Annotated in this window: 12 protein-coding genes; 3 read left to right on the forward strand and 9 right to left on the reverse strand. The window is 43.3% G+C overall.

Annotated features, from left to right (window positions below; translation table 11 throughout):
• The first annotated feature begins 17 nt into the window (after nt 1-17).
• Together ACOSVQ_RS12140 and ACOSVQ_RS12145 are read left to right on the forward strand one after the other, a co-directional pair.
• Nucleotides 18-1322: a uroporphyrinogen-III C-methyltransferase gene (locus ACOSVQ_RS12140; protein WP_491982817.1), complete on the forward strand. Its 1305-nt coding sequence runs from the start codon at nt 18-20 to the stop codon at nt 1320-1322.
• Nucleotides 1319-2500, forward strand: coding sequence for a heme biosynthesis protein HemY (locus tag ACOSVQ_RS12145; RefSeq protein WP_491982818.1), 1182 nt, complete (start codon nt 1319-1321; stop codon nt 2498-2500). Before ACOSVQ_RS12140 ends, ACOSVQ_RS12145 begins: the two co-directional genes overlap by 4 nt.
• 90 nt (nt 2501-2590) lie before the next feature.
• Here the strand turns inward: ACOSVQ_RS12145 and hemN are convergent, their stop codons facing one another.
• From hemN to ACOSVQ_RS12170, 5 genes are all read right to left on the reverse strand, one after another.
• Complete coding sequence (gene hemN / locus ACOSVQ_RS12150) at nt 2591-3979, reverse strand: oxygen-independent coproporphyrinogen III oxidase (RefSeq protein WP_491982819.1); 1389 nt, start codon at nt 3977-3979, stop codon at nt 2591-2593.
• Nucleotides 3980-4151: 172 nt separating this feature from the next.
• Nucleotides 4152-4640, reverse strand: coding sequence for a DUF2489 domain-containing protein (locus ACOSVQ_RS12155; protein WP_491982820.1), 489 nt, complete (start codon nt 4638-4640; stop codon nt 4152-4154).
• A 9-nt stretch (nt 4641-4649) separates the two neighbouring features.
• Entirely contained in the window at nt 4650-5234 is a 585-nt protein-coding gene (gene yihI / locus ACOSVQ_RS12160) for a Der GTPase-activating protein YihI (RefSeq protein ID WP_491982821.1), read from the reverse strand.
• Nucleotides 5234-5872: a class I SAM-dependent methyltransferase gene (locus ACOSVQ_RS12165; protein WP_491982822.1), complete on the reverse strand. Its 639-nt coding sequence runs from the start codon at nt 5870-5872 to the stop codon at nt 5234-5236. The genes yihI and ACOSVQ_RS12165 overlap by 1 nt, the downstream gene beginning before the upstream one ends.
• Nucleotides 5873-6625: 753 nt before the next feature.
• Nucleotides 6626-7243: a c-type cytochrome gene (locus tag ACOSVQ_RS12170; RefSeq protein ID WP_491982823.1), complete on the reverse strand. Its 618-nt coding sequence runs from the start codon at nt 7241-7243 to the stop codon at nt 6626-6628.
• Between the two features lie 135 nt (nt 7244-7378).
• Here ACOSVQ_RS12170 and yihA point away from each other — a divergent pair, with 135 nt between their 5' ends.
• The gene (gene yihA, locus ACOSVQ_RS12175; RefSeq protein WP_491982824.1) at nt 7379-8044 is read left to right on the forward strand and encodes a ribosome biogenesis GTP-binding protein YihA/YsxC; all 666 of its coding nucleotides are present in this window, start codon (nt 7379-7381) and stop codon (nt 8042-8044) included.
• Between the two features lie 472 nt (nt 8045-8516).
• Here yihA and spfP read toward each other — a convergent pair whose 3' ends face one another.
• The 4 genes from spfP to hemB form a co-directional block, all read right to left on the reverse strand.
• On the reverse strand, nt 8517-8564 hold the full coding sequence (gene spfP, locus ACOSVQ_RS12180) for a small protein SpfP (RefSeq protein ID WP_438356636.1): 48 nt from the start codon (nt 8562-8564) through the stop codon (nt 8517-8519).
• A 196-nt stretch (nt 8565-8760) separates the two neighbouring features.
• A complete protein-coding gene (gene polA / locus ACOSVQ_RS12185) occupies nt 8761-11559 on the reverse strand; it encodes a DNA polymerase I (RefSeq protein WP_491982825.1) in 2799 nt (932 codons plus the stop codon).
• 769 nt (nt 11560-12328) lie between these two features.
• On the reverse strand, nt 12329-12766 hold the full coding sequence (locus tag ACOSVQ_RS12190) for a GNAT family N-acetyltransferase (RefSeq protein ID WP_491982826.1): 438 nt from the start codon (nt 12764-12766) through the stop codon (nt 12329-12331).
• An 82-nt stretch (nt 12767-12848) separates the two neighbouring features.
• Nucleotides 12849-13886, reverse strand: a complete 1038-nt coding sequence (hemB, locus tag ACOSVQ_RS12195) for a porphobilinogen synthase (RefSeq protein ID WP_491982827.1) — start codon at nt 13884-13886, stop codon at nt 12849-12851.
• Nucleotides 13887-14122 lie beyond the last annotated feature (236 nt).

Genomic DNA, 14122 nt, shown 5'->3' on the forward strand with positions numbered 1-14122 from the left:
GAACAGGACAATCAGCAATGACAAGTAAAAAAGATAATCCGAAAACAGAACCGGAAAAAAACCAAGAAACACTTTCTACTGCTGCTCCAATCGAAACTCCGTCAGACTCAATTCCGTCGGACGTTATATCCTCAAATACGGATACTAAAGAAGCGCAACCAAAAGCGGAAACCGCACCAATTAAAGAAGCTTCTCCTGATAGTAAACCTACGGAATCTAAACCAACAGCTCAAAAGTCAACTCAAAGCCACTCGACCTCAAACGTTGAGCAGTTGAACAAATTAGACAAACAAAGCAAGAAAGGCACAAAACTGGCTACTGTGGCCATTGTTCTCGCAGTTTTACTCGGCGGTGGTCTCGCTGTTCAAATGCAACAGCAACAAACTCAATACGAAGCACAAATTGCAGCACTGCGTGCCGAACTAAACCAGACTCGCAGCACGGTTGATACTCAACTTGCAGAAATCACACAACAAGCGGCAGCAAAGGCTACTGAAATTACTCATCGAGCAGAAACCGTTCTTGAGCAGCAACAAAAAAGCATTGAAGGCTTACAGTTAGCGATGGCGGATGTAAAAGGTCGACGCCCAAATGACTGGTTGCTCGCTGAAGCGGATTACTTAGTTAAACTTGCCGGACGCAAACTGTTCATTGAACACGATGTCGAGAGTGCCACTCAGCTAATGGAAAGTGCCGATCAACGTATCGCATCGCTTAATGACCCAAGCTTAACACCGCTACGTAAAGCGATGGCGAATGACATAACCAAGTTAAAAACGGTTCCACTGGTTGACCGTGATGGCCTTGTTTTGCGCTTAACCAGCCTACAGCAACAAGTTGATTCGTTACCTCTAGCAAACGCTATTTTACCTGACGCACCTCAAGAGACTCAGCAAGTGGTTTCTGATGACATCAATAATTGGCAAGACAATTTGATGACATCACTAAAAGATTTCGCTGAAAACTTCATCACCTTCCGTACTCGTGATGGTAACGTGATTCCACTGCTTTCACCTCAGCAGCATTTCTATCTAAAAGAGAACGTGAAAGCGAAGCTAGAAACTGCAATTAAATCTGTGTACGTCGAACAACAAGAGATCTACTCCACGGCATTAAAAACCGCTCAAGAGTGGTCAACCTCTTTCTTTAATCAAAACGACAACTCGGTTAAAGCTTTCCAATCAACACTGGCGAAACTAGCAGAACAAAACGTTCAAGTGGATTACCCAGTAAAACTGGAAACACAAAAACAGCTGTCTGATGTAATTAATGAGCGCTTACGCCGCGAAGTCACTTCCGTCATTAAGGAGGATAAAGAATGATTCGTTTAATCTTTCTTTTCGTAGTCCTTGGGGCGGGGCTATTTGTCGGCACTCAGTATGCTGGTCAACAAGGTTACGTACTGATCTCAATTGCTAACAAAACCATTGAAATGAGTGTTACGACACTGGTTATTTTTATTATCGGTGCCCTAGCCGCTTTGTTTGCACTTGAATTTGTGGTGAAGAAATTTTTCTACATGAGCTTCACGACTTGGAACTGGTTTAGTATTCGTAAGCAACGCCGTTCTCGTCGTTACACAAACCAAGGCATTATCAAACTCCTTGAAGGTGACTGGAAACAGGCAGAGAAAAAAGTCATTCGTTGGGCTAGTCACCATGATATGCCTCTACTCTGCTACCTTGTGGCTTCAGAAGCAGCCAATGGCATGGGTGACAGAGAGAAACGCGATCGCTACTTGGAAATGGCTGCGAAACAAGAGAACGCGACCTTAGCGGTTGAACTTACCAGAGCCAAGCAACAAATTAGTGACGGTGATTATGACAAAGCAACGCAAACACTAAACGCCTTGCAACATCAGCACCCAAATAACACCATCATCTTAAACTTACTCAAGCAGACTTATCTGCATAACAAAGAGTGGAAACCTTTGCTCGATCTGTTGCCGAAGCTGGTAAAAGCGAAACGCTTAACGGAACAAGAAGCACAAAAGCTAACGTTAACGGCTCAGTGTGGTGCTTTAGAAGCGATTGCGAGTCAGAAAGGTACTGAAGGTTTGCTGGCACATTGGAATGGTTTGGCGAAAAAACTCAAAGCTGAACCCGCGTTAGTCACCGCGTTTATCCAGCAACTGATTAAACGAAAAGCCGATAATGAAGCTTTCTCTTTAATAAAAGAGAACTTGAAAAAGCAGGCAACACCTGAGCTTTACGCTTTAATTCCAGAACTCAATCTTAGCGACCGCTACCCAGCCATTGTGATGTTAAAAGGTACAATCGCAAAGGATGATAAGAATGCCGAAGCACACAGCGCTTTAGGTCAGCTGTATCTGCGTGAAGAAGAATGGAAATTAGCGCAGCAACATTTAGAGCAAGCGTTGTCTCTGCGCTCAAGTGTTTCTGACTACGCATATTTAGCCGACGCTCTGCAGCATCAAAATCTGACTCATGCAGCACATGATGTGACGCGAAAAGCTCTGAGCCTACTAGAAGCAAATTAATTTCGGATGTCAGTTACCTTTTCACCGAATTGATGAAAGTAAAAAGCCAGCTTATTCGCTGGCTTTTTTAATACTGTTTTCCAATAAGCGCTATATCACGCGAGAAAATTGCTGCTGGCGAGCACGTTGACGAAGGTATTTATCGAAACACATACAGATATTACGAATCAACAGACGTCCGCGAAGTGTGACTTCAATATATTTATCATCCACTACGACCAATTGGTCATCAATAAAGGTCTGTAGCAGTGCTAAATCATGCTTAAAATATTGATGAAAACGTACACCAAACTGCTGCTCAATATCTCGCTTATCAAGCTTGAAATTACAAATCAGCTGTTTGATCACTTCACGACGTAGTAAGTCATCACTATCAAGACTGACGCCTTTCCACAAAGCGTGGCGCATTTCATTCACTTGCTCGTAGTATTTTTTTAGCTCTTTTTGGTTTTGTGCATAAGCATCACCAATCATTGAAATAGCCGATACACCAAAACCAACTAAATCACATTCACCTTGAGTGGTGTAGCCTTGGAAGTTGCGATGAAGTACTCCATTACGCTGAGCAATAGCCAGCTCATCATCAGGCAAAGCGAAATGGTCCATACCGATGAACTGGTAACCCGCACCAGTCAACGTAGAAATGGAGTGCTGTAGAATCGCCATTTTCTCATCGGCAGATGGTAAGTCTGCGTCTTTAATCTTACGCTGGGCAGCAAATAGTTGCGGCATGTGCGCGTAGTTAAACACCGACAGACGACCCGGTTTCATCTCCAGTACTTTTTCTAGCGTTTGGCTAAAGGATTCTAAAGTCTGCTTAGGCAAACCATAGATCAAATCTAAGTTGGTAGAACGGAAACCCAGCTGTTTTGCACGTTCAACCAACTGAACAATAAATTCTTCATCTTGTTCACGGTTCACTAACGCTTGAACTTCTTTATTGAAATCTTGCACACCGATGCTCAGACGGTTGAAGCCTTCGCTTCTCAGATGGTCAAGCACACTCAGTTCAATCTCACGCGGATCAACTTCGATACTGATTTCTGCATCATCTTCAAAGAAAAACTCGCTGCGCAGCAGAGTCATCAAACGGGTAATTTGCTTGTTCGTCAGGAATGTTGGCGTACCACCACCAAAATGCAGCTGAGTAACTCGACGACCTTGCAACAATGACGCGCGTTGCTGAATTTCGTGGGCAAGAATATCCAGATACTCGTCCGCTTTATGCGAATGACGTGTAATCACTTTATTACAGCCACAGTAGTAGCAAAGCTTGTGACAAAATGGGATATGAACGTAAAGCGATAGCGGTCGCTCCGGATACTGCGCACAAGCCCTATCGTAATCTGCAATAGTAAAAGCTTCATGAAACTCTACTGCAGTAGGATAAGACGTGTAGCGAGGCCCAGAGTAGTTGTACTTGTCTAAAACAGCCTGATCCCAAACGATCTGCTGACTCGGTACGACTTGCGACGACATAGTGACTCTTTCCGTTGTTTAGGGTCTATTGACCTATTTTCAGTCTGTTGACCTAATCTGAATAGGTGCATTTTGCCACACGACATGAAAAGCGTCGGGCAGCAAAATAAAATTTAGCAACAAAATGTTCGAATCTGCTAGCTCGATCACTTACTAGCAGATGAACCATTTATCACACCATTTGAATGGCAATTTGATTATTCAGTGGCTGAACGCGTTTTTTCAGCGCTTGAAGTTCTTCAATGATGGCGTCATTCAAGCGACTTTCAGCTTTCTGACGAGTAAGGTTGTGTTTCATGCGCTCTTGCTTAGCCATACCCTGACGAGCTTCACCACGAGGCATATCCTTAACGATATGATAAAGCTCTGAAATCGCTGGATACTCTGCATCAAATTCGACACGGTCTTCGCCCTGAACATAATCCATAATGTTGTAGACGCGAATACTGATTTCTGACAGATCGCACTGCCCTTGTATTCCAGCCATACACAGTATGTTTACGCTCTCAAAGATATTCGCGTTACGTTTTTCAATCGCCAGAGACTGGTGTTGCTGCTGCAACGCTTTTTGCTTTTTCAGTTGCAGCAGAAGGTAGCCAGCATAAGATGCCAGGCCCAAAATGATCGCAGCGCCGACTATTACTAATAGGGTTACGTTCATTCTAAGTCCTTATCCCTTGTACTCATTCATGTCCATGTTTTCGAAGTCAGACAAGTATTCATCATCTGTTTTTGGCTGGCGTTTGGTCGCTTTGACCGCTGGCTCTTTATTAGCAGAAAGTTTTTCAACAGGCTCATCTTGTTCTTCTTCAACTTCAAGATCATCTTCGTAGATGCCAAGTTGCTTCATCAAGATTTCAATGCGATCCAGTTTCTCATCAACATATTTTTGAAGACCAGCACCAAGCTTCTCACCGTTGTCGATACGATCCAGCAACACATTTAGTTGCGCATCGTTTTCTAGCATTTCTAGCTCTTTCTCAGCAGAAATACGGCGCTCTTGTTTAGTTGGTTTCTTAGCATCAACAATCAAAGGAATCTTTTTCTTGCTGCCTAAACGAGGATCGCGAGCCTGTGCCGCTGCTCGTTCGGTTTTTTGTTTGCCTTCAGAGTGACGATTACCGCTTTTCAATCCTTTGTGCTTCTTCGCTTTCTTGCGCTCACGACCTTCAACGTCGTCATTCTTACGGTTATGTTTACGTGCGAAAACGAGATCGCCGTTAATACCGGTGGAAGTTTTCTTTTCTCTAGACATTACTGGGGTTTCCTCAGCAAAATTACATCGTTGCCTATAAATTCAAGTTCGAGCTTATCTCGCTCGGCCAGAAACTGGAATGTGGCGCGACTAAAGAAGACCACATGCGTGAGGTCGTTCTTGTAGTGCCAGCTAGCAAAAGCGTCTTTGTCTTTTACCATTTTGGTCATTAGACCAATCCAGCCTCCGGGTTTAACCAAATTCAACCATTGCTGCCACACCGCATCGGGATGATGCAGATGTTCAATCACTTCAGTGGCAGTCATAAAATCGTATTCCGTCTGTAGCGCCTGCTCGTTTGGATGGAAGAAGATATCGTACAAAGCCACATTGTGACCTGCTTCTTCTAGCATCAAAGAGAGGGTTGGCCCTGGGCCACAGCCAAAATCTAACCCTTTCGATTCTGGAGCCAGTCTTTCAAGCATAGGATCACATACACGAGATAAAAAGCGACGATAGCCAGCATCGTTCGGATCATTTTCGTGTAAGTCATAAAACGCTTTTTCACGCTCAGCACTTAAGCGGTGCTGCGAGTTAACAAATACCAACTGACATGTCTGACATTGAAGATACTCCCGATGTTTATCTGCAAAATACGCATCGGTTTTATCGCTGTGACATAGAGGGCAGTTGTGCATTTCGGCATCCTTTAACGGGGGATGCGAAACATACCAGAAACTGGCGCTGGAGTGGAGTGTAAACGAACACTTTTTCAACAATTTAGTTAAAAATAAAAAAAGCGATAGGTTTACCTATCGCTTTCTAAGTTGTCACGTGTGTGACAAAAAAGGGGTCGTACCGATTAGGTACACCAATATTCCATTTGTTTTTAGTGCTTTCCCTGCTAAAAAGTGTGTTTTGTCATCATCCTGATGAATTTTGGCTTTCCACTATTACTTTTTAAGTGTTACTTCCTGTAGCAAAGCGTTCCTTTGCTCGATCCTTTACACTGTCTTACCTTTAGACGAGGTGACCATCCCTATACCAATAAGCATCCTACTTATTGTTTGTCCCTTACCGGATTGCAAGCTATCCCTACTTGCTCCTTGGAGACCTTCTTGGTCTGAGTTCCCTCTGTCAGCATCTTGCCGACACGAGAACTTTACGCCTATCAAGCGTGTAAACAATGGATCTAGCTCTAATTTTTACACCAATTTTGTTTAAAACAATCAAGATTTATAAAAATCAAATAGTTAATTAAAAGTTAAACAAAAGAAAAGTTCTTTGAATGGCAAATGTCTTACAAACCCATCAGCCATTTCTGATGAATAGCTAAATTGACAGGCTAACAAAAAAATCCAGCCCTAAAATGCAATAACCCCGAAGTAGGCTTCGGGGTTATTTACAACATTGCTCGAACTTGGCTAGGCCTTGCTAGTGCAGGCCATCAGTTAGTGCAGACCACCAACATATTTAGACAAAGTTTCAATATCGGCATCGGTCAATTTCTTAGCAACATCACGCATCATCGCGTTCATATCATTACCACGAGAATCATCGCGGAACTTCAGCAGTTGTGCTTTAACGTAATCAGCATGCTGACCAGAAATTTTAGGGAATCCTGAAAGTTCTGTACCATTACCACGTGGACCGTGACATGCGATACAAGCGGTCAATCCGCGAGTTGCATCACCAGCTGTGTATAATGCCTTACCAGTGCTTACTACGTCTTCAGGTGTAGAGTTAGAAGAGATAGGGAGTGAAGAGAAGTAAGCAGCCAAGTCAGACATGTCTTCGTCGCTAAGTGGCATAGCCATAGCACTCATTACAGGATCGTAACGGCCTTGTTTACCAGCACTAGTAGCACCAAGTTTGAGATCTTTTAGCTGCTTCTCAATATACTTAGCGTGTTGGCCAGCAAGTTTAGGGTAAGTTGTAATTAGACTGTTGCCATCAGCACCGTGACAGGCAACACACGTTTCGGATTTTGCTTTGCCAGCTTCTATGCTGCCTTGGGCCCATACGGAGCAGCTGGCTAAAAGACTCAATATTAGCGCTAATTTATTCATGACATTCCATTTATAATAATCAAGCTTCCAGTACCACTGTGGTACAATTGGCGACCTTATGCCGAGCACGGTTATTTTACACAATTTCACAAAAAAGTAATCAATCGACTACACAAAGTCGAGATGGAGTTAACAGTGAGCGTAAAAATTCATTATCAAAACACGCATTTCATTACCAGTGCACCAGACATTCGCCATCTTCCAGCTGACGAAGGTATCGAAATTGCGTTTGCAGGACGCTCAAATGCTGGAAAATCTAGTTCTCTCAACCGATTAACTAATCAGAAGAGCCTAGCGAAAACCAGTAAAACCCCAGGACGAACTCAATTAATTAACTTGTTTAAAGTGACCGAAGGTTGCCACATTGTTGACTTACCAGGATATGGATTTGCCCAAGTTCCACTTGAAATGAAGAAAAAGTGGCAACAATCATTAGGTGAGTACCTGCAAAAGCGTCAATGTCTAAAAGGCCTAGTTGTTTTGATGGATATTCGTCACCCGATGAAAGATCTCGACCAACAACTGGTCGTGTGGGCTGTAGAATGCGGTATCCCTGTTCAGGTGTTACTGACTAAAGCAGACAAACTGAAAAGCGGTGCGCGTAAAGCTCAAATTCTAAAAATTCGTAATGATGCGAAAGAATTTGGTGGTGATGTGAGCGTTGATGGTTTCTCATCATTAAGTGGCATTGGTGTCGATATTCTGCGCGCAAAACTCGATTCATGGTTTGCGCCAGCACTTGCGGAACAAGTAGTAGAAGAAGTTCTTGAAGAAGACCAGCAAGATTCTGAACAAGAATAATTAGGAAGTATTCCCAAAACAGCCCTGCCACTTGGCGGGGCTTTTCTTTTCTCACTTAAAGTTGCTAGTGAATAACCTGCAGATACAAAAATCCCCACCTAAGTGGGGGAATGGAGAGAATACAAGGTAATCGTTATTATTATGCGATCTAGAATTCCCCAATCCCTTCTCAAATACAATATATCCTGATCACGAAAAACACCTTCCACCTCAACACAACTTCATTCCTATTATTTTTCAGCCAGTTAAAACCAAAACAATAGAATTAATACTCTAAAAATAAGAGATTTGATGGATGATATAAAATTACAGAATTGACATTAGGATTCATAAAAATACGAACCAATAGTTGCTTTAAGGTGGTTAAAACGGTCAAGAATATTGGAAAGAAGAAGTGTGTTTTCAGCAGAGAAAAAGTTTTGTAGCGCACAAGAAAAAACGCCCCAGTCAAAAGGAGACTGGGGCGGCTGAATCAGCCTAATCCAATAACGTGAAACAAAAGGTCTGAAAGATAGAACATCTTACCTCTGTACCCTACGGAAGTTAATGTACAACAATTGGTCAGAAATGAAAACCACTTTTGTAATTTTTTTTCATTAAGTTTTTATTAAGCAACATAAACTCTTGAATTGCGTTTATTTTTTCGCAGATAAAAATAAAGCCAGCGACTGTGCGCTGGCTCATATTTTACTCGGTTTTTGGGCAAAACAGTGTGATTAGTGTGCTTGATCCCAGTTGTCACCATGCCCTGCTTCAGCAACCAGTGGCACTTTAAGTTCAGCGGCGGATTCCATCAATTCTCGTACTTTACTTTCAATTTCGAATAAAGCCGTCTCTTCAACTTCAAACACCAATTCATCGTGTACTTGCATTAGCAATTTAACGCGACCATTACCCTCTTCACGGATCCACTCATCAACGGACAGCATCGCTTTTTTGATGATGTCTGCCGCAGTGCCTTGCATTGGTGCGTTAATCGCAGCGCGCTCTGCCGCTTTACGACGCATAGCGTTACGAGAAGAAATTTCAGGCAGATGTAGACGACGACCAAAGATGGTTTCTACATACCGCTGTTCAGAGGCAGCACTTCGCGTATCTTCCATGTACTGCATTACGCCAGGGTAACGTTCGAAGTATTTATCCATATAGGTTTGCGCTTCACCACGAGGAATACCCAACTGTTTAGCCAGACCAAATGCACTCATACCGTAGATCAAACCAAAGTTAACCGCTTTAGCTCGGCGACGCTGCTCACTGGTCACCTGATCGATGGTGATCCCCAAGATCTCTGCGGCTGTAGCAGCGTGGATGTCTTTACCCTGCTGGAACGCTTCCAATAACGCTTTGTCTCCAGACAGATGCGCCATGATACGAAGCTCGATTTGCGAATAGTCGACAGCCATGATTTTCCAACCATGCGGAGCAATGAACGCTTGGCGAATACGACGTCCTTCTTCGTTACGAATTGGAATGTTTTGTAAGTTAGGATCGGTCGAAGACAAACGACCTGTCGCTGTCACCGCCTGATGATAAGACGTGTGTACACGACCAGTCGTTGGGTTGATCATCTTCGGCAGCTTGTCGGTGTAAGTGGATTTTAGCTTAGCTAAACCACGATATTCCAGAATCACAGCCGGTAGCGGGTAATCCAATGCCAGCTCTTGCAGCACTTCTTCGTTGGTTGATGGCGTGCCAGATGGTGTTTTCTTCACAACCGGAAGCTTCATCTGATCAAACAAAATTGTTTGTAGCTGTTTTGGCGAGCTTAGGTTGAACTCTTGACCCGCAATTTCAAACGCTTTCTTCTCTAACTCATCAAGGCGTAGAGCGATTTCTTGTGATTGAGTACCAAGCAGCATGTCATTAATCAACACACCCGTACGCTCAATACGTGAAATCACAGGCACCAATGGCATCTCAATATCACGGTAGATAGGAAGCAGCTTTTCATCTTGCTCAATCAGTTTCCATAAACGATTGTGTAGACGCAGAGTAACATCCGCATCTTCAGCTGCATAAGGTGCCGCTTGCTCTAAATCGATTTGGTTGAACGTTAGCTGATTCTTGCCTTTGCCCGCAACTTGTTCAAACGAGATGCAGCTATGCTGCATAAAGCGCAGAGCTAGGCTGTCCATGTCATGTTTACCGCCCACGCTGTTATAAACGTAAGACGCCAGCATAGTGTCGTGCGCAATTCCGCGCATCTCAATACCATAACGCGCAAGTACGCTCGCATCGTATTTTAAGTTCTGACCAACTTTATGTTTCGACTCATCTTCTAAGATAGGCTTTAGTTGTTCAAGAACCCAATCACGACTTAGCTGCTGTGGTGCATCCAGATAATCATGAGCAACAGGAACGTATGCTGCCTCGCCTTCTGCTACCGCAAAAGAGACACCAACTAAATTTGCCACCATGTAATCTAGGCTGTCGGTTTCCGTGTCAAAAGCAAACAGCTCAGAAGATTGCAGCTTATCTAGCCACACTTTGAAAGTGTCTTGGTCGAGAATGGTTTGATATTGGCTACGGTCGATTTTCACCGCAGAGGTATCCGCTTGAGGAACAGAAGCAGCTACAGAGCCAGTAGATGCGGTATCACCGCTTTTCTCAACAGCTTCAACAACACCTGTGCCGCCTTCTAGCAGCTCAGATAACCAAGATTTGAATGCCATTTTGCCGTACAGCTCAATCAGAGCATCGCGATCTGGCGTTTGCTTATGTAGTGATTCAGGTGTGTTTTCTAACTCAACATCGAGCTTAATCGTTGCCAGCTTATAAGACATGTACGCATTGTCGCGGTTGTCTTCGAGTTTTTGAGCCATAGTCTTCGAACCACGGAAACCCAAGTCTGCAATCTTATCTAGGTTCTCATAGAGAGCATCCAGACCGCCGATACCTTGCAGTAACGCCGTCGCCGTTTTATCACCGACACCCGGTACACCTGGAATGTTATCGACTTTATCGCCCATCAGCGCGAGGTAATCGATAATGAGTTCCGGTGGAATACCGAACTTCTCAATCACGCCCTCTCTGTCCATTACCACATTGGTCATGGTGTTGATAAGCGTAACGTTATCATCCACCAACTGAGCCATATCTTTATCGCCAGTACTAATAAGTACAGGCATACCCGCTTGTGAAGCTTGATACGCCAACGTACCAATCACGTCGTCGGCTTCCACACCCTCAATTGAAAGAAGTGGTAAGCCCATCGCACGAATAATGTTGTGGAGAGGTTCAATCTGACAGCGCAAATCATCCGGCATTGGTGGACGATGTGCTTTGTATTCAGGGAACATTTCATCACGGAACGTTTTGCCTTTGGCATCAAAAATAACGGCAATACGATCCGAAGCAAATTGACGCATCATCGAACGGACCATATTCACTACGCCGTAGACAGCATTAGTTGGAATATCTCCGTTACTCATGGTGCCTGGATAAGCGTGGAATGCGCGATATAAATAAGAAGAACCGTCGATCAAAATTAACGGGTTATCAGGAATGCGAGCCATAGTGTTGCTAGTCCAATGAGAAACAATTGGCGACTAGGATGCCACGACTGTGTTCAGGATTCTATGTTACCTTGCAGCCTCAAGTTCACGCTTTCGTTTAATTACTCACCAACACGCAAACAATTCTGTGGATAACTCTGTTCATAGAATTTATCCACTGGTTATCAACTTGAAAAAACTAGTCACAAAACACCAATCAAAATACTGTTTTATATACAAAAAATAAAAGATCTAAGTTTTCAAACACGATCATCTCCCGATCGTCAATTGTGGAAAAGACACTCGGTGTCCTTTTAGTCACCTTGAGATCTCGATCCAAATTGAATGATGCAATTTCATACACTGACACAGAAATCTTACATTTGAGGATTTTTCTTACGGAGTGAAATCTCGTTAATCTGGAAAAGGAAAAACTTGTCTCTATACATCATGAGCAAAACAGAAAAATATAAGATCTAAAAAGCGCTAATAATCGGCGGTGGATAACTGGCATAAAAAAAGCGACATCGTTAGATGTCGCCTAGCAATATAAGGTCAGCCTGAATTACAACGTTCAGCACTACCGTAAAGCCTAAAAATTACACTGGAAGCAATGTGAGCAATGTCGTGTCAAAAAGAATAGGCTTGTTCGTTGGGTTGTTCATTCGATGCTCATTAAACAGTTTAAAAAGCAGCTCGTTCACATCCTTATGAAATTCACTCATTCCCTAAGACAAAGTTAATAATAATGATTCTCATTTAACTGTCAACACCCAAATGAGAAAAAATCTCATTTATTTTTTAACTGCTTCACAAAGTGAATACGACTTTCCAATAAAGGCTCATAAGGTTCAAAGTTTTCAATCAGGTAATGATTTCTCAATAGCAGCCTCAACATGGCAGGGAACTGATTGCGGGATTTAACTTTAAGTTGTTGATATCCTTTATCAATCACCCACTTTTCCTGTTCGTCGAGTAACTTTTGCGCCAATCCCATATTGCGTGCTTTAGGGGAAACGCCACCAAACCAGCTGTAGAAGGTTTTAGAATCGAGCTCGTAGCCGATCTTAAAACCTAATATTTGACCTTGTTTTTCCGCAACCAAAATTAAATGACGCTTACCATCCAGTCTTTGCGCCAGACTTTGCTCGCTCTCTTTCACAATGAACTCTTCAATTTCAGTCACGACCTTAACGACTTCAGACAAACTGCCTTCACGTATCTTCATTCATGTTTCCTTAATTAGAGTCCAAAAAAGAAAAGGCTGGTCAAATGCCAGCCTTTAATGACTTGTTTTTACTTTAGGTAGTTTACTTTAGAAACTGAGCTGCTTGCGCATTTTCTTCTGCTAACCACTGAGCCACATCTTTTGCAAAGTAAGTCAGAATGCCGTCTGCACCAGCGCGCTTAAAGCACAGTAGAGATTCCATCACTGTGTCTTTCTCTGATAACCAACCATTTAGAATCGCCGCTTTGTGCATAGCGTATTCGCCAGAAACTTGGTAAGCAAAAGTCGGTACTTGCAGTTCCGTCTTCACGCGGCGAACGATATCCAAATATGGCATACCCGGTTTAACCATCACCATATCCGCGCCTTCGTTAACATCCATTGCAACTTCGTGAATTGCTTCATCGCTGTTAGCTGGGTCCATTTGGTAGTTTTTCTTGTTGCCACCTTTTAGGTTGCTCGCAGAGCCGACCGCATCACGGAATGGACCGTAATAACAAGAAGCGTATTTCGCAGAGTACGCCATGATTTGAGTATGGATGTAACCCGCTTCTTCCAGAGCTTCGCGAATTTTGCCAATTCGACCATCCATCATATCTGATGGCGCAACCACATCGGCACCCGCTTGCGCGTGTGACAGAGCTTGTTTGATGAGAACTTCGGTGGTCTCATCATTCATCACATAGCCAGTGTCATCAATAATGCCGTCTTGACCATGAGTGGTGTATGGGTCAAGTGCCACATCAGTGATCACTCCCATTTGTGGAACATGCTCTTTGAGTAAGCGAACTGCGCGCTGCACTAAACCATCTGGGTTGTAAGCTTCTGCAGCGTCTAAACTTTTTGCATCTTGGTTAACCACAGGGAATAGAGCGATAGCAGGAACACCAAGGTTTGCTAGATACTGCGCTTCTTCCAACAATAGATCGATCGACAGACGTTCAATTCCCGGCATAGATTCAATCGCTTCGCGGCGATCTTTGCCCATCAGAACAAACATTGGGTAAATCAGATCACTTACCGAAAGTTTGTTTTCTGCCACTAGGCGACGAGAAAAATCGTGTTTACGTAAACGGCGTAGACGACGACCTGGGAACTGCCCTTGGATGGATACTGACACTCTACTCTCCTTCTTGGTCTGTCTGATTCATAAGTTCAGACTTTATTTGATGTGTAGATATCCTGTTCGCCTAAAGATGCAAGCTCACGTAACAAGAGCAATTGAGATAAAGCACTTTAGTAGAACAGGTTCAGGCGAAATCATATCACTCTCAAACTCAGGTGCTAGAGCCTTTAAGCAAAAATACAAAAAATGACCTGATATAATCAAACTACTTGAAGTTGCAGGTAGGCGGC

Source organism: Vibrio sp. HM8-C (assembly GCF_058630515.1).

Coding starts and splice junctions, on each gene's coding strand:
- ACOSVQ_RS12140 (WP_491982817.1), top strand. CDS start 18: ATGACAAGTAAAAAAGATAATCCGAAAACAGAACCGGAAAAAAACCAA.
- ACOSVQ_RS12145 (WP_491982818.1), top strand. CDS start 1,319: ATGATTCGTTTAATCTTTCTTTTCGTAGTCCTTGGGGCGGGGCTATTT.
- hemN (WP_491982819.1), bottom strand. CDS start 3,979: ATGTCGTCGCAAGTCGTACCGAGTCAGCAGATCGTTTGGGATCAGGCT.
- ACOSVQ_RS12155 (WP_491982820.1), bottom strand. CDS start 4,640: ATGAACGTAACCCTATTAGTAATAGTCGGCGCTGCGATCATTTTGGGC.
- yihI (WP_491982821.1), bottom strand. CDS start 5,234: ATGTCTAGAGAAAAGAAAACTTCCACCGGTATTAACGGCGATCTCGTT.
- ACOSVQ_RS12165 (WP_491982822.1), bottom strand. CDS start 5,872: ATGCACAACTGCCCTCTATGTCACAGCGATAAAACCGATGCGTATTTT.
- ACOSVQ_RS12170 (WP_491982823.1), bottom strand. CDS start 7,243: ATGAATAAATTAGCGCTAATATTGAGTCTTTTAGCCAGCTGCTCCGTA.
- polA (WP_491982825.1), bottom strand. CDS start 11,559: ATGGCTCGCATTCCTGATAACCCGTTAATTTTGATCGACGGTTCTTCT.
- ACOSVQ_RS12190 (WP_491982826.1), bottom strand. CDS start 12,766: ATGAAGATACGTGAAGGCAGTTTGTCTGAAGTCGTTAAGGTCGTGACT.